Raw genomic sequence first — 18,398 nt, forward strand, 5'->3', positions numbered from 1 at the left:
AACCCTCACTCACCACGTCGAAAGATATAGCCGCCGCCAGTTCTTGACCGGTATAAGTAAGGATAGGTGGCGGACACCGTTGGAGGTCATGTTCCAACGAGGATCAGCAGGTCGATCACCCTTTCAGTCCAGCGGATATCGTGATCTCGCTGATTGTGCTCGGCCGGTGCTTGGGCATTCCCGAGTAGTCGAAGTTCCGCCAGCGCGTTTCGGCCTCCAGAACCTCGCCCCATGCCCTTTCGAACATCGTCGTCAGGACGAAGAACGATGGATGGGTTGATGAGACAGACAGCCCTCTCGACGCCGCCAGCGCGAGCAGGTGCGTCTCTACGGCATTCGTCTGATCGTCGAGGCTCTCGAAAATTGCTTTTCGCTTGGCGGCCGCATCGTCAGAACCGGCGATGGCAGCAAACGCTTCGATGCGACCGCCTTTATGCGCTGCCCCGAACAATCGGCATTCTTCCTCATAGGTCGCGCGACCGGCCATCGGATCAGGGTCGTGAAGAATGGCTTGGGCGCGTCGATAGAGTTCGCTTTCACGCCACTCCTCGATCATCGAGACCACGGTGTGGACTGGAAGCCGGTTTGCGTCATCCTGAAGCGCGGTCCAATCCTGCTGACCACTTCTGCGCCGGTAACTCCGCTTGATCGAGGCTGTGCGGTGATCCCTAAAGGCTTTCACTTCGGCTTTGGGATACCAAGAGGTCCCGCCGGTTGGGCTGGTCGTAGAGCGATAATAGGCTGGGCCGCGACCTACCCCCTCCGCGTCAGGCATGGCGAGATTGGCCAAATAGCCCTCGCTAATTTCCATCGCTTCGGCCGCCGCTTTCCGGGAGAGGAGGTCGGCTTCAGGAATGCCGAGCAACCCAGCGAGCGCGGATTTTGTAATCGAACGATAGGGAGAAGCGGCTTCGGACATCCGTTCAACCTCGCACTCCGAAGCTTACGATCCGGTTTCGGAGAGGCCCCGGAATGATAGTTCGGATGCCAATGTGAGAACTCGGAAGCTGAAGTGAAAATGCGCCCCTCGATCATCATTTCCCTGTGCTCGACCGAGACGACGCCAAACATCACAACTGCCTCATCACTTACCGATGAGGACATCACAACACATGGTCACCCGCCGCCAAAAGGTCGCTCAAGTTCAGAAGGCTCCGGCCGCCAACGACAACCTGCCCAACACTACGCCGCCGTCCGCTTCGCCGACCGCGCGACTGGTGAAGGGTGAATGCATCGACGCCATGGACGCTATGTCCGCTGGATCGGTTGATCTGGTCGTGACGTCGCCGCCCTATCTGAACATCGGCAAGCCCTACGGCGACGCCTTCGCCAGCGTCGAAGATTACATCGAATTCTCGCGGCAGTGGATTACGGCGGCGGCGCGTGTGCTGAAGCCCGGCGGCGCGATGTGGATCAATGTCGGAACGCATAAGGCTGGGCCGAACAGCCGCGTGCCCATCACCTACTATCTGTTCCCGCTCATTGTAGGGACCGGACTGACGTTCATTCAGGAGATCGTTTGGGATCGTCGCGCCCAGCAGAACACCACGCAACGCTTCTCTACCCGTTCGGAACGCTGGCTCTATCTGGTGAAGCCCGGTGTGCTTAAGGGCGGGCGCGGTCGTCCGAAGACGATCATGCCCACCTTCAATCTAGACGATGTGCGACGTCCTTCGACGTCGGCTGACAAGCGCAACAATCCGGCAGGCGCAAACCCGGCTGACATCTGGGCCTTCACGCAGGTCCACGGAACTTCGAAGGAGCGCACCAGCCATCCGTGCCCGTTCCCGCAAGCCATGATCGAGCGCATCGTGCTGGCCTGCTCGAACCCCGGTGAGGTCGTGCTCGATCCTTTTGGTGGGTCGGGAACGACGGGTGCTGCGGCGATTGCTCACGGTCGTTCGGCAGTGGTGATTGAGCGCGAGCCGACCTACTGGCCGATCATCGAGAAGCGTCTTTGCCTGACGGAGGCCGACAAGCCCGCGACGGTAGTGAATGGGGATTGCCTTAGCGAAATGGCCAAGATGGCTGACGGATCGGTCGATATCATCTTCACCAGCCCGCCCTACAACCTCGGTGAATCGAGCGGCGGCGGTTTCAAAGGACAAAAAGGGCGCGGCAAGTGGAAGAACGCCAAGCTGGCTGACGGCTATGACGGGTATGACGACGCCATGCCCTATGCCGATTATGTGGCATGGCAAAAGAAATTTCTCACGGAGTGCTGGCGCTTGATCCCCGAGGATGGGGCCATCTTCTATCAGCACAAAAATCGTGTGCAGAAGGGTTTGCTGCGGACGCCGCACGACCTCAATCCCGGCTTGCCGCTGCGCCAGATCATTGTCTGGGATCGCGGCTCGGGTCATAACTTCAACGCCGCCTTCGCCCTGCCTACGCACGAGGTGATCTACATCTTCGCCAAGCCGAAGTTCCGCTTCCGCAAAGGTCATGGGCTGAAGGATGTCATGAAGCTGCTGGCAGATAAGGGCAATCAGCATCCCGCCCCGTTCCCGGTCGAACTGCCGCGCATGATCATCGCGGCGACGAATGCCAAAACGGTCCTCGACCCCTTCCTCGGTTCTGGATCGACGGGCGTGGCCGCTTTAATGGAGGGCCGCCGCTTTATCGGCATCGAGCAGTCAGCGGACTACTGCCGGATGGCCGAGGAACGCCTCGGCGTCGTTCTTCAAGGAGATGCGCCGCTGCCGGATGATCTGCGTGGAAGTTCCAATGACAATGCCGATCTCGCAGCGGATCAAGCTCCGACGCTCGGCGACGCGGCTTAGGAGGCGTCGCTGGACGGGAACACATCCGGCCACAGGTTCAGCGGCATCGATATGGGCGGTCGCCCGAGGATGCCGCTGAACACCTCCATCAGCCGTTCGACATCTGCCAAATGGAAGAACTCGAAGTGCTCCAGAGCGGCCCAAGCGTAGCGGTTAGTGGGAAGATGCTGATCCAGCCAGCCTTGCACGCTCGCTATGTTTGCCTCTCGGACAAGCAGGGAAACGTCTCCGGTAGGCCGCAGGTCGCCGAAGGCGCATCGAACATAAATTGCCTCCGCGACCGACGAGAGGGTGAGAAGCTGGTCGCCCATCGGACTCGTGACTGCGCCGGTTCTCATCTGCCGGAGAACTGCCTCCAGCGTCGCCTCGTTGTCGCTGGGAAACTGGAAGACGTGGTGATAGTTCATCGTCGCGCCTCCGGCTTCAGCCAAAGCACCGCCCAAGCGACCCTCGCCGCCAGCATCAGGCGGCCTTCACGCCACAGGGTCTGGAAGAGTTCGATCAGCGCGTCTGGTGATGCCTCGCGACCTGATCGCAGACACATGTAGTTTTCGGCGCGGCCGAGCCACGCGGACGAAAAATGTCTGCGTGAATCGGTCAACCCGCGTTCCAGAAAGTAGTGGTAGATGTCCATATCGGAGCCTTTCGTTTCCGATATTTATCTCGACCACGGACCCTTGATGAATACTCCTGCTGCAATGAGTTCAGCCACCATTGAGATCGCTGGTCGAAACTGGCTCACCGCTCAACTGCTTCTGCGGGGCTTCGAGGTAGCGACACCTGTTGTCGATCAGGGGGTCGATCTGATCGTCTTCAGAGAAGTAGGCGAGAGGGGTATTCGGGCCTTGCCCCTGCAACTGAAGTGCGCGTCTGTCGCGACATTCGGTTTGGATAGAAAATACGAAGGAAGGGGCATTCCTCTGGTCTACATATGGGACGTGTTGGGCCAGCCTACGGCATTTTTCCTGACCTATGAGGAAGCACTTGAGGTTCTGGGAGAGGCCGCCATCTCTACGAAATCGTGGACCGTTGGCGGCAAGTATACCGTCACGAATGTCGGCTCGCGGTTGCGTGAAAAGCTCGCCTCATACTCGCCCCGTTGGGACTGGCTTGCAGACCAGCTTGCCGAGCAGCCGACGTCTGGATCGCGCTGACGATACTCACTGTCGAGCGTGGACCAATTCCGCGAAGCCTCGCACGTTGAGCAGCCATCGCTGCTGGACGTCCGAGTAGGTCGGGAACAGCGGCGCCGGGATAACCAACTGGACCTGCTCCAGAGCCATTTCATTGGTCTGGTTGGTGCTGATGCTTGGCTCCAGCGTAAGGAGGTGCTTACGAGGAATGCGCGCTGCCTCGTTCAGTATCTGCCGCCAACGATCTTTGCAGGTGGATTTCGCCGCAAGCATGGTGAGCCGGTCGGCCGGAAATGTCGGGTCGGCGTAGTGCGGAATCGAAGGGAAGATGAAATCAGGCTTGAGACGATTCTCGGTGACACCCGTTCTCGTGTAGCTGATCCCGAGATCGCCGAAGACCTGTTCAAGGTGATTCTCCAACGCCGATCCAGCGCGAGATTTTCGCCTTTGAAGGGCACTCTGGACCAGCTTGATAAAGGCATCAGGCTCGGCATCTCCCTTGGCGGTCAGTTGCTGTAGCTGCTCCCCCAGCAGATGCTTTTCCAGCGTTCGAAACAGGATTTCCTCCCGCTCCATCCATGCCACGAGGGCTGCGTCTGGGTCGTCCTTCGCGCTGATGTCTTTAAGGGTGCTACGGGCGTAAGCCGAGAATTCGAGTGTCTTGGGGAAGGCTCCCGCGAACCGCTCCATCATCTGATCGAGATAGTTGGGAGCCTCTTCCTCGATCTCGATCCCGATAGCTTCGAGAACCGTGCGTGCCGCGAACCCAATGCGATCCTGCTCCGTTTCAAGTTCGGATTTGACAGAGAAGCCGGGATGCGCGCCTTCGCCAAACCCGAAGAGCCATTGAATTTGACGTTCAATGGTCGTGCCGGACTCGGCGACTATTGCGAGAACACTGCCACCAGCAAGCCGCGCGATTAGGAGAAGGTCGCCTTCTGCGGCGCACATAGAGACGAGATTAGTTGGGAAGTAGAGGCGATACTCGGTTCTCATCACACCACGCTCCAGCCGAGCTTTGGCACGAGCGTCATACCAAGTCAGGAAGCCCTCATCCGAAACCGGCTGATCCTCCTGATCGGTCAGATAGAGAAAGCGCGCGGGATACCGGACCTTGCCTTCCGGCTCGCCGAACATGGCGCGAAACCCCTCAACGCCATTGAACTCATGCTGGTTGGACTTGATGACGTCTGCCTCGACGCCACTGAGTCTCTTGACCCCTACGCTCTGAAAATACTGCGACAGATAGCCGTGCTTCACTGGCTCTTTCCCCGCTCAAGGTCTGCTCGGAATACGCTCGGATGTTCCGGCCTTAAGTAGGCATGGTAAACGACGAAACGACCGAATCGCCAGCGTCGGTCAACTGGAACGCGAATGACTGATTTGACGGACCCCTCTGCCGTATGCACGCTGATTGCGGGCATGGACGCAGAAGACGTGGGCGCGCTGCTGGGCTTCAAGGGCCAAAGGGCGAAAAACCGTGGCCTGTTCGTCAAATCGGTAGCCAATAAAATCCTTGAACACGGAAAACGGCCTGTTCTATCGGCCGCTAAACATGTTCGCCAATGATGTGAAATCTTTCACGAGCGCGGGGCCATCCGCCTTCGGGATGTTCAAGACCCGGCCGTAGGCACTGGCCAATCTGAACGAGCGATCTCTGCCGATGTGTCGCCATCACGAAGCCAGTTGGCCGCCCTGTCGAGGGTGAACTCAACCAAATCCTTCGGCCCGCGCAGCGCGCATTCCCAGATCGTCAAAGTCCTCCAGCCCATGCTGTGAAGCTCTTGGAGTTGGCGTGCGTCGCGAGTCTGATTCCCTTCCAGCTTTTGTCGCCAGAAGTCCGTGCGGGTCTTCGGCACTTTTGTCAGGGAGCAGCCGTGAGCATGCCAGAAGCAGCCGTGAACCAGAATTGCCGCCGAGTATCTCGACAGCACAAGGTCTGGACGACCCGGCAGTGTCGATCCATGCAATCGAAACCGGAATCCTCGCGCGTGAAGACCGCGCCTGACGAGATGTTCTGGTTTCGTGTCCTTTCCTCGAATGCCCGACATCATTCGGCTTCGGGTGGCTGCATCAACGATGTCCGCCATCAGATCATCCGAACAGCGGCTCCTGCACCACGCCAGACTCGTTCTGCTCCAAGATGGCCTCGACATGCGGGGTCATGATGCGCGCTACTTCCTGCATCACCGGCATCACGACGCTGTTGCCGAACTGCCGGTAAGCCTGTGTGTCGCTGACCGGAATCTTGAAGGTATCAGGGAAGCCCATCAGACGTGCACATTCGCGAGGGGTCAAACGGCGGGGGCGTTTCTTGCTTCCCTGATCGACAAGGATTTCAGACCCATCCTTGTAGTAGCGAGCGGACAAGGTGCGGGTCACGCTCTCGGCCGTCACCTTGCCAAAGCCGAACCCATTGCCCGCAGCCTTATGCTTCTCCGCATACTTCTGGAGATACTCCCAGAGCTTGGGTGTGAGAGTGAACTTCGGCTGAACAACGTTCTTTTCGTAGTCGAAGTAGCGATCCCCATCCCAAGGAAGCAGCGGTTCGCTCCCGTCAGTTTTGTGGAGGATCGAACCCAAGCGGGGACCGGGCGATGGTAGCTGGAGGTCGTCCCACGAAAATCCGGTCTTGCGCTTGAAACCGACGATGATGATCCGCTCACGATGCTGTGGCGTGAAATGCTGCCCGTCGATGACCTTGGTATGGACGTCATAGCCCAACTCATCTCGAAGGGTCTGCACGATCACGCGGAAGGTGTTGCCGCCATCATGGGACACCAGATTCTTCACGTTCTCAAGCAGGAAGGCGGCTGGCTGTTTCGCCTCGATGATCCGTGCGACGTCGAAGAAGAGTGTGCCCTGTGTCGTGCATTCGAAGCCGTGCGGCCGTCCGAGGGAGTTTTTCTTGCTCACACCGGCAATGCTGAATGGCTGGCATGGGAAGCCCGCGAGAAGGACGTCGTGATCGGGCACATCCGCCGCTTCAACGGGAACGATGTCACCGATGAACTCATGATCGTCACCATGATTGGCGAGATAGGTCTTCTTGGAAAAGTCGTTCCACTCGCTGGTGAAGACGCACCGTCCACCATGTGCCTCGAAGCCCAGCCGAATTCCGCCAACCCCAGCGAACAGGTCAATCACCCTAAAGCGCGCATCGTTGGCCGGAAGGGGTTGATGAGATTGTAGGATTCCGCGCAGGGCTGCTTCCAGCATCGCTGGACAAGCAATCTCCCCCTTCTCCCAACGACGGATCGTCTTCGCATCCTTGCCAATCAGATCGGCGATTTCCTTTTGCGAAAAGCGTTCTCGCGCTTGCCGCAGCACATCAAGGGATTCGGACTGACGCATCTGGCACTCTTCGCTGGGAATTTCAGCGGACATTATGTCCGTTCTTTTTCCCATGCCAGTCATTTGTTCTCTTTGTGTGCTCAATTGTTGGGTCGCCATCGTGCGCGGCGGACGCAGGCTCGCTCGAACAACAGTTGGTCTCTCGCATCATCGAGGAGGGTCAATCGATTTTCGATCATCTTCAGGTCGCTTACGCTGATCGCATCCGAGCAGGTGCGGCCAGCGAGCAAAACGGCCCTCCTCTCCAAAACGGCGATCTGCCGGGTGAGGTCCGCCTCGCGAGCGCGATCTGACTGGGACACTTGCGTCATACCCATTCCATTTCCTTGGTGAAGTGGCGGTAGCTCGACCGACCCTCGCCGCCTCCAGCCTCATTGATCCGGGGGATGCCGATCTCGTCGCATTTCGCCTCGACGTCGGCGAACAGGCTCAACGGCACGGGGCGATTTCGTTCGATGTGGACGTCTCGAAGAAGCCAGCCCACCCCTGCCGTCAAAGGGCGAAATTCCACGAGGCACTCACCACGGAACTCGGCCAGAGCCATGCGCCCAGCCGCGACATCGGCGAGGCGGTGACGAAGGCAGTTCCTGTAGCGACGGCCAGCCGTCAACACGTCTCTCATCGAGAGCAGAGGACGTAGTTCGTTGTCGCTCGATGCGATGGGATGCGGAGGCAGTTGATCGGCACGCTGTAGGAATCGGTCGAGCAACCGAGCAAGCGTGGAGGTCGGACGCATCCCGTCGATAGCTCCAGCTACCACCTCATCGGTCGCTTTCGAGTTCAGCGACTGGATGAAGCCGATGGCCTGATTGAACATCAGGGCTTCGCCGCCGCTGTCGATCCGCTCCAGCGTGTTGGCATGCCGCCAGCGTGGATCGAGCGCGTTCAGGACATCCAGCTTCCGACAGGTGATCCGACCTGAACCGCGCAGCGCATCCGCTGCTCGCGTATCCTCATCAGCGAGGAGGTCGCGAAGAGCGATGTAATCTCTGGGACGCGGCAGAGGTCGTTCGCCGATCTTCGTCAGCATGCTGGCAAAGCCTTCGGGGACTTCACCGAACGCTTGTCGCAGGATGTCGCCGGGGCGGCCATGGCGGATCACCTCCGCGAACGACATCGGGAGCAGATCGTCACCGGCATCGTAGAGGCCGACCTGTTCCTCCCGAGATGCCAGCGCAGCGAAGATCGCCTGTCTGCGAGCGGGCGCCGCCGTCAGAACGCGGGCCAGAACACCGGGAGCGGCGTCATCCAGCTTCACCAGCGCGTTCGTGCACCAGCCGAGCAAGCCTCCATCACGCATGGGCGGCCTCCCATGGGAACCGGCCCTGCCCTTGATTGTTCGGCGCGCTCTGGAACGCGACCCACCGCCACTTTCGCGTTTCGGCCGGGGTTGTCGGCAGGTCGAAGATGATCCGCTGCGGTTTGTTGGTCAGTTCGTTCAGGATTGCCTGAACTGCTGCCCCCTCCGGCATCACCACGGGCACGGTGACATGCCCTTCAGCCTCGGCCGGAGGTTCGACGAAGAGCCATTCCGTCGTTGAAAGCCACTGATGTCGGCCCACGACGTGGTTCAGGAATGCTTCGAGTTCGATCCCATCGACCTCGCCTGCCTCATCAAGGACTGCGCTGACCGCGAGACATCGCAGCGGCTCTTCGAACGGCTCCAACTGACTTCCTGTGTGGTGGAAGTTTCATGGTGTCACGGAAGCTGAATCCGTCAACCAAATCGCCGTCACATCGCGGCCGGAGGCAGGAGTTTCTCCCCAACGTCGCCAACAGGAGTCTTTACCCAGCATCACCAATGCCCTTTCGTCCTCGTCAATGTTCTGCATATGTTCCTGCATGGATGCAGCCGCTTACAAAGGTGCCGAGACAACAGGCTTCCAAAGCCCGGCACAGGATCACGTTGAGGCCGTGCCCGATCTGGCCGAGTTGCTGGAGCTACGGCGGCCCCAGAGGTATGCGGTTCGGGTCAAGGGTGAAGGGCTACGACAGCGCGGCATCCACGGCGGCGACATCCTCGTGGTCAACACCGACGCGGCTCCAGCCTCTGGAAAGGTCTGCGTAGCGTTCCTCCATGGTGATGTCGTGCTGGCCGTGCTGACCGAGAAAGACGGCCAATGGTGGCTGGAGCCTTCCAACCATGCGCCTCAACCTGTGTCCGACGAGACAGAGGTCTGGGCCATGATCGCCGCGTTGGTTCGGACTGATGTCTGATGTTCGGGCTGATCGACGGCAACAACTTCTATGTATCCTGCGAGCGGGCTTTTGACCCGACGCTGATCGGAAAGCCGGTGATCGTGCTGTCGAACAACGACGGCTGCGCCATCGCGCGATCTGCCGAAGCCAAGGCCCTCGGGATCAAGATGGGCGAGGTCTGGCATCTGTCGAAGCGCAAGCCGGAGTTTCGGGGCGTGATCGCCAAGTCCTCAAACTACGCCCTCTATGGCGACATGAGCCGCCGGGTGTTCGAGGTTCTGTCGGAGAGTTTTCAGAAGGTCGAGCCTTACAGCATCGACGAGATGTTCGTGGACCTGACCGAGTTCGCGCGAGTGGACTACTGCCGCCGGGTTCGAGATCGCGTGCGGCGCATCACGAAGATTCCGACCTGTATCGGAATCGGCCCGACGAAGACGCTGGCGAAATTGGCGAACAAACACGCGAAGAGCGGGCCGACCGGTGTGTCTGATTTCAGCGACATTGACGCCCGCCGTGAGGCGTTCGCCGAAATGTCGATCTCGGAGATTTGGGGCGTAGGCGGACGCAATTCCGAGAAGTTAAACGCTCTCGGTATCTTCACGGTCCAGCAGTTTGCGGCCATGCCTTCGGCTTCGGTCAGGAAACTTATGACCGTCACCGGCCAGCGGACCCATGCCGAACTGCTCGGCGTATCGTGTATGCCGCTGATGCTCGCCCCCGACCAAAAGCAAACCGTCGCGGTGACGCGAATGTTTGGGCGCCCGGTCGAGACATGGGAGGACATGCGCGAGGCTTTGGCGGCGCACGCTTCACGCGCTGCCGAGAAAATAAGGAAGCATGGACTAGTGGCCAACGCCATTCAGGTGTTCTTCCACACGCACCCGCATAACGGCGACCCTTGGTATCATGGCCAGCGGTCGTTCGAGATCGAGCCAACATCGGACAGCTTTGCGCTGATCCGTCAGGCGGTTGGGGCTGGCCGTTCGATGTGGAAACCGAACACGCGATACGCCAAGGCCGGGGTGATCCTGCTGGACCTACACGCCGAGCGAGACGCTCCGCGCGACCTTCTGCCGACGACTGACCCAGTGCGATCCGAGAAGCTGATGACGGCGCTTGATGCGGTGAATGCGCGCTTTGGGCGGGGCACGCTTCGGCCCGGTGGGATCAGCCAGACAACATCGTGGTCCACGCGGGCCAACAACCGTTCACCTCGCTACACGACGCGCATCAGCGACCTGATGGAAGTTCGCGCATAATTCAAAATGATTACGTATGCCCGCCCAGCTTGCGGGAACGCAGCTTTACCTCATGGCCGAAATCGGTGACGCGCCGCTCCTATGCCAGCCTAACCCTTGAACAAGGCCAGAAGCCATTGGGGGTGCTGGTTGGCTATGGAGAGCGTCTGCGTCGCCAACTGCTGCCTGATCTGCGCTGCCTGAAGTTTGGCCGATTCCTTGCCGAGGTCGGCATCAACAAGGTTGCCGATTCCGACTTCAAGGGCGTCGCCGGATTTCACCGCATAGAGCGCAGAGCGACCTAGAGCTTTATTGCGTGTGCCAAAGTAGGAGGACGAGTCTGTCGCTCTGTTGAGCGCGCCCTTCACGCGGTCCAGCACAGTCGTCGCATCCGCAAAATCCATCGGGTCCAAACCGAGTCCCGTAGCCGTCAGATCACGCGACGACACGCGCATCGTCTGCCCGGACGGCGAGGTGGGAACATCGAGGTGGAATGGGCCAAAGCCAGCCACTTGGAGGGATGAGGTTGAGGCCGTCGCCGTGGCCAATGGTGAGCCGACAGGAGATAGCGACATGGCCCCAACGACCCATGCGCTATCGGCGTTGGCTGCGCCCTGATTGAAGCGGAAGTCCAGCGCGCCTTTGGCCGGATCGTAGTCAAAGGACAGTATGTTCTGGCCGGTCACGCCTACCGGCGGTCCCACTGGAGCGCCGCCCGGCACATAGCTCTGTCCTGACGCTGCGACGCGAGAACCGCCCTGCCAAACTTCCATGGCATCGGGTAGGTCGAAGGCGTCGAACACGATGTCTATGCGCCCAGCCACAGCAGTTCCGGCGAAGCTGTAAGTGCCCGCCACACCCTGCGGCTGCTCATCCAATGCGACGGCGGCCTGTTCGGGGTTGGCGAATGGAAGCGGCGGATCAAAGGCTGCCGTCGATTGTAGGCTGCCGGTCGGTGTGTAGGTCGCGATGGCCGTGGGGACTGGATCGGCAGGGTCTTGAAGGATTAATCCTCCCACCGTCCAAGCCGTCCCGGTCGTCGCGATGTTTTCGTTGAAGCGAAACTCGATGTTCTGACCGTTGGCAGGGTCGTAGTCGAAACTGATAACGTTCGGCCCCGTCACTGCCGATCCGGCGCCCACAGCGGCGCCAGCAGCCACATAGGGCTGACCCGCAGCGGCGACGCGCACGCCATTCTGCCAAATCTCAACGACATCAGGCGCGCTATAGGCATCTAACAGGAGACTAACCCGTCCAGCGGTTAGACCAGCGTCCACCACGACCGTCTGGCTGCTGGTGCCGGAGATAGATGCGACCGCCGTATCAAATGAGGATGGCGTTAGGGCAGAGGACGGCAGTGAATAAGCGACACTGGCGCCCGTGGACGAAAACGAGCCGGGCGGAAGGGCCGCCATGCGAGGAAAGGCGGGCTGGGGCAAGGTTGTCTTCGGCAGACCATAGGCCACGCTGGACGTGGTTGTGATGGTCGGTCTGCCGGTCAGCAGGTTGATCCCGTCGAACTCTGTGGATCGCGCGATCCTATCGATCTCGTCGATCATGGCGGTCATGTCATTGATGATCGCTTGCCGCGATGTCCCCGAAAGGGAATCGTTCAGGGAGACGGCGTGTTGCTGAAGTTCGATCAGAAGCTCGCCGATCCGTTCGGCGCCCATCAGGGCAACGTCCGTGATGGTTTGGACCCTGTTCAAACCCGTCGCCACCACGCCCCAGCCGCCGACATCGGCTCGCATGGCGGAAGCGATAGCGAAAACGGCTCCGTTGTCCTTCGCACCAGAAACCTTGAGGCCCGTAGAGACTCGGTTCTGCGCGGTGGCGAGATCGCGTCCGGAAGCATTCACAGCTTGGAGAGCCTGAAGAGCCGAGCGGTTGGTGTGTATCGACGACGACATGATCGCAAGCACCATGCCAGCCGAACCAGCGGAAGTGAAGTTCACCTTGTGGCCGATCAGCCCCACTCCAGTTCGCCGGTGAACCGGCGATAGTTCTTCCAGCCGTCGCCACCGCCCGCTTCGTCGATTCGATGAATGCCGAGGAAGTCGCACTTCGCCTCCACCTCCGAGAACAGCGCAAGCGGAACAGGGCGATTTCGCTCGATGTGGACATCGCGCAGCAGCCATCCCGCTCCCCGAGTCATAGGTCGGAACTCCACAAGGCATTCGCCGCGAAACCCGCCGATGGCGATTTTTCCGGCGGCGACGTCGGCCAGACGGTGAGCGAGGCAGTTCCGGTATTTCCGTCCAGCTTCCAGCAAGTCACGCATGGAAGCGAGCGGCCGGAGTTCGTTGTCGCCCTCGGGCACAGGGTGAGGCGGCAACCGGTCGGCCCGGCGCAGCAGCCGATCGAGAAGTCGGGGCAAAGAGGAGGTCGGCCCCATGCGGGCGATAGCTTCCGCTACCACCTCGTCAGATGCCTTCGAGTTTACGGACTGGATAAAGGCCACAGCCTTGTTGAACGTCATGGCCTCGGCGCCAGAGTCAATGCGGTCGAGTGTGTGGGCATGGCGCCAGCGCGGATCGAGCGCGAGCAACACCTCCAGCTTCCGGCAGGTAATCTGGCCGGAGGCGCGTAGGGCCTCGGCGCCGCGCATATCGTCGCCGGTGAGGAAGTCGTGGAGGGTGAGATAATCTTTGGCCCGAGGCAACGGCCGTTCACCGATCTGCGTCAAGAGACCGGGGAGACCATCCGGCACGTCGCCGAAGCTATGGCGCAGAATGTCGTTCGCGCGCCTATGGCGAACAACCTCGGCGAACGACGACGGGAAGAGATCTTCGTGGGCCTTGTTAAAATCAGCCTTTTCTTCTCGCGCCGCCAGCGAAGCGAAGATCGCCTGACGACGCGGGGGCGCCGCCGTCAAAGTTCGGGCGATGATACCCGGAACTTCGTCATCCAACCTCACAAGCGCAGCCGTGGCCCACCCGAGCAGCCCGCCCTCACGCATGCGTGCATTCCCAAGGGAAGCGGCCTTGGCCTTGAGCGTTCGGCGCAGTCTGGAAGGCGATCCAGCGCCATTTCCGCGTCTCCGAAGGGCTGGTTGCATGGTCGAAGAGGATGCGCGGCGGCTTGTTGGTGAGATCGTTCAAGACGGCCTTTACCGCGACGGTTTCGAGCACCACGACTGGGACCGTAAGTTCACCGCCAGCCTCCACAGGCGGCTCGACGAACAGCCATTCAGTCGTCGAGAGCCACTGGTGGCGGCCTACGCAGTCGTTGAGAAAGGCTTCGAGTTCGAGACCATCGATCTCGCCCGCCTCGTCAAGGACGACGCGGACAGCAAGACATCGCAGCGGGGCTTCCAGCGGCGCCATTCAACCTCCTTTATGATGGAGGTTTCAAGGTCTCACGGAAGTCAGTTCCGTCAACCAAATCACCGTGAATGAGCAGTGCTCTAGCGCGACGTTAGGCTGTCGTTTCCCAGAACGTGGCCATGCTCAACGCATGAAGAGAGTGCCCAAAATCGTAAGCTACCGACGCTGGCCGAAACGTCGGTCGAAGACAAAGGACCGGCGCGAGACCGCGAGGTTCGTCGCGACGGTTGCTGTCGTAGCCGAGGGACGCTGCGGCCGGGCGGGATACGTCCGGTGACGCCATGGTCAACGCGGGCGAACAATCGGTCGCCGCGATACACGACGCGGTTCAGCGACCTGATGGAAGTGGTAGCCTAATTTTCTGCTGCCACGCTCGAACCTTGAATTCGTGGGGTCGTTTGGGGGCGATGTCGTTTGCTTCCAAGGCCCTACGAGACGAGGCGGTTCGTGTTCGTTCACTGTCGAAGTTCACCTCCGACCAGCGAGCATTGCAAACCATCGAAGATCACGCGGCTGATTTGATGACGCGCGCTGATGAGATGGACCGGCTCAACGCAGAAGACGAGCGCGCTGAAAGGGAAAGCTAGTTCAGCCTCATGACCTCGGCCGAGACATAAAGCCGCTCGGGTCCGACCTTCGGGAAGATGGCGAAGCCTCGGTCCTCAATCTCGTAGAGGTGGGCCACGAGCGTATCGAACTCAACTTCACATTCCGGTCGGGGCTGGATCAGGATCGCTCCTGACAAATGCACGACGATGTGGATGTCGCTACCGGCGGCAAGGTCGTCGTAGGAAATGATTGCTTCGCAATGTGTTCGTGGAGCCGACATCGCGTCAGACATTGGAAGCCCTACTACTGCCGCTTCGTGAATTCGCGGATCAGCGAAGTGACCGCATCGCGTTCGGGCTGATTCAGCTTTGCCCACAACTTGAGGATGGCGCGTTCCGAAGCTGATCGGCCGCTGGGATCAGGGTCGTCATAAAGGTCGGCGACATGACACCCGAGAGCGTCCGCGATCCTGATCATGGCAGCCGCGGACACGCGGTTGGCGCCGCGCTCATACTTCTGAACCTGCTGGAAGGTGACGCCTATTGCACGACCCAGATCAGCCTGAGTAAGGCCAGCTTTTTCACGGCGAGAACGGACGGCGTGCCCGATTTGTAGATCAAGTTCTGAGGCAACGCTCACGGGCATATTTCGCGTATAGCGCGACAGTTCCGCTGATCCAATCCGCCATTTGCGTCAACGGCCGTAGCCAAAGTTTCAGAGGCTTCACCGCGTCATAGCCCCGCGAAGTCAGGCGGCGAGGTCGGTCAGTGCAGTTCTAACTCTTTCGAGTTGACGGCTTCCACTGGTCAGGAGCGGATGCAGAACCTTCTGGCCGCGTTTTCGAGCATTCTTCCGCGACTGGGCCGCCGTCGCATCGACGAGATCGTAGCGAAGGTGGCTGAACAGCGGAACGAGGCAATCGAACAGGCGTCGGTTGATCAGCAGCGTGTGGCTGGGTTTCGGCCCGGTGTGAGCCGCGCGGAAGCCGAGGTTGCGCCCCGCAGACTGGTTGATGTCGTCGATGTGCTTGAGGCGGGCGAGGTCACCTCGGCTGGTCCACGCATTGAGGGCCTGATAGCGCGCATATTCGTCCGGGGTCATCAGCGTCATCGTCTGGATGATGTCCTTGCCGATGAGTTCGTTCGAACCCTTCGCTGCAATATGCGAGCGCGTATTTTCGAGCGGGTCGAGCTTGTTGCCAATCGCGAAAAGCTCGCATCCGGCTGCTTTAGCATCCTGCACTCTATCAGCGACGTGCTGGGCGGCCGTCGATGACTTCAAAGACCGCAACGGGAGCGTTTCCACCCGATCTTTCTCGATGAGGGGAGTGTCGAGAGTGGTAATGTCCCACTGACCGGCTTGTTCGGCCAAAGCGACAGGCACCGCCTCCGTCGTGAGGATAAGCGTCTTGTGGGCAGCGATGTTGGCCCATTTGTGCGGGCGCACGCACCAGTGACGCTCTTCCGCCTGATCGTAGATATTGTCGAAGCCGTTTGAGCGCGGACCATACTCACCGGCCGGATGCGCTGCGATGACGTCCCAGTCCGTCTCCCTCACCTCGGCGATGCGGCATGTCTCCTCGAAAGACACGAAGTGTGAAAGCGGAAGCTGCCCCATAAACCGATGATGATCTTTGAACTTCGTCGCCTTCGTCGTCTTCGATGTCCAGCCAGCACCTTCAGCCAACGCACGCACCGTCGCGACTGTCTCGGCAGGTTGCAAATCGACGATGCTCGCGGCGTCGATCTCGTCGTGGATGAGGAAGCCCAGCCGAGTATCTTCCATCAGCCCTGACCGAAGCGCGCCGCGTTCTGTAGGGTTTTCCCAAAAAGTAGGCGAGAGCATCAAACGGCTGTCAGGGCCGCTGCCCCACGATTGAGCCACCGGATGGACGGTGAAGAAGACGGGGTGACGCCCCTTGTAAGAGGAGTGCAAGGCCGCATAGCGTTTCCGAATGTGCTCCATGATCTGAGGTTGGTGTTTTCGGATTGCATCGAACCGAGATGAAAAGCCCATCTCGGCGGCTGCGGTGTGAGTGATGAAGTTCCCTCCACGCCCGCCGAATTCCTCCTCATAGATTCTGGAGAAGGAAGGCAGCACGACAGCGGCGAAATGGTTTTTGTCGGCGGCCCTCATCGCGTTCTCGAAAGCTTGAGCCTTTTCCTCCGCTCCGTCGTAGGTCGGAGACGCGAACATCATCCGCGATGGCAAACCATGGCCGGAGAGAAGCCGGTGATATCGAGGCAGGTTCACGAGCAATGTGCCCGACTTGCTAATGCCCTCTGGCGCACACAGCAGATCGACGCCCGGTCGGTTGATCTTGCTGGGGATGAGGTCGTTGATCACCTCGCCGAGCGCGCTGGTGGCAGCGACCTTGGTCGTGGCAGAGTCTGCGAACTGCTGTTCAACCGGCGCCCGCACCCGACCGCCGGGGCCAAGTTGACGCTCCCGGTGCTCTTGGGACCAGAGTTCCATCATCTCGCCGAGTGGGCGCGGAAGTCGGGGCATAAGCACGCCTCCCGAATGTTCGACGTTCGTGAGACCCAAGGGGTTGGCCCCTTGAACCAACACGGTCGCGAAATCTGTCCGCATCATCGACGTCGGGTTTTTATCGCCGGGCGAGTTGAAGAACTGCGCCCGCAGATCGCCCTGCGAACGGTCGAAGCCCGCAAATCTCGGCCAAGCTTCGACCCCGTTGAAGATCGCCTCCAGTTTGGCGGCGCAGTATGCCTCCTCGCCCGGCTGAATAGATGTTTGAATCGGCGTGCCGCTCGCCCGAGATGCGGTGGCAGATGTTGAGGCCACCATCGAGAAGTCGGCGGGAACGAGAAGCGTCTGGCTACCGCCTCGGCTTCGTTGGAGCGTCAGGTGTTCCCACATAACGACCTGCATCAGGACATCTCCGACCGGCACGCCGAAGAAGTGGTCTTCCTTGTCGTTGAGCCGCATGCCGTTAGGGAGGCGCCGATACATTTCCGGCTCACGCAAGCTCTGATCCGGTCGTTCTGTTGAGGGCACCATGAGAAAGGCGGAACTGGCGAACTCGTCTCGAAGACGGTCCCACGCTTTCTGGGAACCAAGCCGCGCGCTTGACGGTTCTGGCACCGCCCCAGCGATCAAGGACGTCTCGACGACGAAGTGGTAGTGGAAGCTCTTGTTGCCGGAATAGGTGACATTCAGGCCCGCGAAGTCGGCGTATTTCGCTCGCAGATGCCGAACGAATTTGCCGATGGGGCTGTCGGTCGGCTTCTTCTCGAACCGGAACCACGAAAGCTGCTGCTTGAAGAACTGGAGGCTCGTCGAGTCGAACTCGATGGTGATGATGTGGTGGGGGGCGATTTCCACGCGGTCTGACGGATGGCGGAAGTCGTCATCCCACGGAAAGGCCATCCGCAAGGCGTTCGTGAAGAAGCATTGATGTGCCCATTGTGCTCGACCGTCTTCCAGTTCGACCCGCTGGAAGTGATTTCTGCCCCTGACGCCCTTTTGGTTTGCGACGGCCATGTAGCGACGGTTCGCAGGATCGAATGATTGGCGTTGGATGATGTCGGTCAGGAGAAGCGATGGGCCTCGCATCTCCGCTCGGCGGAACTGGTTGATCTCGCGCGCGGACAATTTGGGGGCGTAATACTGCGCCCACACTGGTTCATAGATGTTCATCTTAAGGTCGTGTCAGGTCAGGATTGTAGTGACGGACGTGATCGACCTGCTGATCCTCGTTGGAACATGACCTCCAACGGTGTCCGCCACCTATCCTTACTTATACCGGTCAAGAACTGGCGGCGGCTATATCTTTCGACGTGGTGAGTGAGGGTT

General features: G+C 59.9%; 20 protein-coding genes. 6 read left to right on the forward strand and 14 right to left on the reverse strand.

The window, feature by feature from the left end; translation table 11 throughout:
* Window positions 1-115: 115 nt before the first annotated feature.
* Window positions 116-919: a hypothetical protein gene (locus KZX42_RS16950; protein WP_248121329.1), complete on the reverse strand. Its 804-nt coding sequence runs from the start codon at window positions 917-919 to the stop codon at window positions 116-118.
* 193 nt (window positions 920-1,112) lie between these two features.
* Between KZX42_RS16950 and KZX42_RS16955 the strand changes: the two genes are divergently transcribed.
* On the forward strand, window positions 1,113-2,783 hold the full coding sequence (locus KZX42_RS16955) for a site-specific DNA-methyltransferase (protein ID WP_248121331.1): 1,671 nt from the start codon (window positions 1,113-1,115) through the stop codon (window positions 2,781-2,783).
* On the opposite strand, the gene KZX42_RS16960 is transcribed toward KZX42_RS16955, so the two are convergent.
* Window positions 2,780-3,190, reverse strand: coding sequence for a hypothetical protein (locus KZX42_RS16960; protein ID WP_184280346.1), 411 nt, complete (start codon window positions 3,188-3,190; stop codon window positions 2,780-2,782). The two genes, KZX42_RS16955 and KZX42_RS16960, sit on opposite strands and share 4 nt — an antisense overlap.
* Window positions 3,187-3,417, reverse strand: a complete 231-nt coding sequence (locus KZX42_RS16965) for a DUF6626 family protein (RefSeq protein ID WP_248121333.1) — start codon at window positions 3,415-3,417, stop codon at window positions 3,187-3,189. Before KZX42_RS16965 ends, KZX42_RS16960 begins: the two co-directional genes overlap by 4 nt.
* Between KZX42_RS16965 and KZX42_RS16970 the strand changes: the two genes are divergently transcribed.
* The gene (locus KZX42_RS16970) at window positions 3,410-3,937 is read left to right on the forward strand and encodes a hypothetical protein (RefSeq protein WP_248121335.1); all 528 of its coding nucleotides are present in this window, start codon (window positions 3,410-3,412) and stop codon (window positions 3,935-3,937) included. The genes KZX42_RS16965 and KZX42_RS16970 overlap by 8 nt on opposite strands.
* 6 nt (window positions 3,938-3,943) lie before the next feature.
* Here KZX42_RS16970 and KZX42_RS17375 read toward each other — a convergent pair whose 3' ends face one another.
* Complete coding sequence (locus KZX42_RS17375; RefSeq protein ID WP_248121337.1) at window positions 3,944-5,176, reverse strand: type II restriction endonuclease; 1,233 nt, start codon at window positions 5,174-5,176, stop codon at window positions 3,944-3,946.
* A 114-nt stretch (window positions 5,177-5,290) separates the two neighbouring features.
* Between KZX42_RS17375 and KZX42_RS16980 the strand changes: the two genes are divergently transcribed.
* Entirely contained in the window at window positions 5,291-5,485 is a 195-nt protein-coding gene (locus KZX42_RS16980) for a hypothetical protein (protein ID WP_248121339.1), read from the forward strand.
* A gap of 44 nt (window positions 5,486-5,529) precedes the next feature.
* On the opposite strand, the gene KZX42_RS16985 is transcribed toward KZX42_RS16980, so the two are convergent.
* The 4 genes from KZX42_RS16985 to KZX42_RS17000 form a co-directional block, all read right to left on the reverse strand.
* On the reverse strand, window positions 5,530-6,006 hold the full coding sequence (locus KZX42_RS16985) for a very short patch repair endonuclease (protein WP_248121341.1): 477 nt from the start codon (window positions 6,004-6,006) through the stop codon (window positions 5,530-5,532).
* A gap of 4 nt (window positions 6,007-6,010) precedes the next feature.
* The gene (dcm, locus tag KZX42_RS16990) at window positions 6,011-7,303 is read right to left on the reverse strand and encodes a DNA (cytosine-5-)-methyltransferase (protein ID WP_282438996.1); all 1,293 of its coding nucleotides are present in this window, start codon (window positions 7,301-7,303) and stop codon (window positions 6,011-6,013) included.
* 274 nt (window positions 7,304-7,577) lie between these two features.
* A complete protein-coding gene (locus KZX42_RS16995; RefSeq protein ID WP_248121343.1) occupies window positions 7,578-8,570 on the reverse strand; it encodes a hypothetical protein in 993 nt (330 codons plus the stop codon).
* Window positions 8,563-8,937 (reverse strand): hypothetical protein, encoded by a 375-nt coding sequence (locus KZX42_RS17000; RefSeq protein ID WP_248121345.1) that lies wholly within the window; start codon window positions 8,935-8,937, stop codon window positions 8,563-8,565. Before KZX42_RS17000 ends, KZX42_RS16995 begins: the two co-directional genes overlap by 8 nt.
* Window positions 8,938-9,112: 175 nt before the next feature.
* On the opposite strand from KZX42_RS17000, the gene KZX42_RS17005 reads away from it, so the two are divergent.
* Both KZX42_RS17005 and KZX42_RS17010 read left to right on the forward strand, forming a co-directional pair.
* Complete coding sequence (locus KZX42_RS17005) at window positions 9,113-9,487, forward strand: S24 family peptidase (protein ID WP_248121347.1); 375 nt, start codon at window positions 9,113-9,115, stop codon at window positions 9,485-9,487.
* The gene (locus KZX42_RS17010; RefSeq protein WP_248121348.1) at window positions 9,487-10,728 is read left to right on the forward strand and encodes a Y-family DNA polymerase; all 1,242 of its coding nucleotides are present in this window, start codon (window positions 9,487-9,489) and stop codon (window positions 10,726-10,728) included. Before KZX42_RS17005 ends, KZX42_RS17010 begins: the two co-directional genes overlap by 1 nt.
* Window positions 10,729-10,817: 89 nt before the next feature.
* On the opposite strand, the gene KZX42_RS17015 is transcribed toward KZX42_RS17010, so the two are convergent.
* The 3 genes from KZX42_RS17015 to KZX42_RS17025 are packed head-to-tail and all read right to left on the reverse strand — an operon-like array spanning window position 10,818 to window position 14,033.
* Window positions 10,818-12,662: a flagellin gene (locus tag KZX42_RS17015; protein WP_248121349.1), complete on the reverse strand. Its 1,845-nt coding sequence runs from the start codon at window positions 12,660-12,662 to the stop codon at window positions 10,818-10,820.
* An 11-nt stretch (window positions 12,663-12,673) separates the two neighbouring features.
* Window positions 12,674-13,666: a hypothetical protein gene (locus KZX42_RS17020; RefSeq protein ID WP_248121351.1), complete on the reverse strand. Its 993-nt coding sequence runs from the start codon at window positions 13,664-13,666 to the stop codon at window positions 12,674-12,676.
* On the reverse strand, window positions 13,659-14,033 hold the full coding sequence (locus KZX42_RS17025; RefSeq protein ID WP_248121353.1) for a hypothetical protein: 375 nt from the start codon (window positions 14,031-14,033) through the stop codon (window positions 13,659-13,661). Before KZX42_RS17025 ends, KZX42_RS17020 begins: the two co-directional genes overlap by 8 nt.
* Before the next feature lie 281 nt (window positions 14,034-14,314).
* Between KZX42_RS17025 and KZX42_RS17030 the strand changes: the two genes are divergently transcribed.
* Window positions 14,315-14,620 (forward strand): hypothetical protein, encoded by a 306-nt coding sequence (locus KZX42_RS17030; protein WP_248121355.1) that lies wholly within the window; start codon window positions 14,315-14,317, stop codon window positions 14,618-14,620.
* On the opposite strand, the gene KZX42_RS17035 is transcribed toward KZX42_RS17030, so the two are convergent.
* From KZX42_RS17035 to KZX42_RS17045, 3 genes are all read right to left on the reverse strand, one after another.
* Window positions 14,617-14,874: a hypothetical protein gene (locus KZX42_RS17035; RefSeq protein ID WP_112863345.1), complete on the reverse strand. Its 258-nt coding sequence runs from the start codon at window positions 14,872-14,874 to the stop codon at window positions 14,617-14,619. The genes KZX42_RS17030 and KZX42_RS17035 overlap by 4 nt on opposite strands.
* A gap of 11 nt (window positions 14,875-14,885) precedes the next feature.
* Window positions 14,886-15,221, reverse strand: coding sequence for a helix-turn-helix transcriptional regulator (locus KZX42_RS17040; protein ID WP_248121357.1), 336 nt, complete (start codon window positions 15,219-15,221; stop codon window positions 14,886-14,888).
* A 108-nt stretch (window positions 15,222-15,329) separates the two neighbouring features.
* Window positions 15,330-18,242, reverse strand: a complete 2,913-nt coding sequence (locus KZX42_RS17045; protein ID WP_248121359.1) for a hypothetical protein — start codon at window positions 18,240-18,242, stop codon at window positions 15,330-15,332.
* Between the last annotated feature and the right edge of the window lie 156 nt (window positions 18,243-18,398).

The organism is Brevundimonas sp. EYE_349 (genome assembly GCF_023147505.1).
Classification (GTDB): Bacteria; Pseudomonadota; Alphaproteobacteria; order Caulobacterales; family Caulobacteraceae; genus Brevundimonas.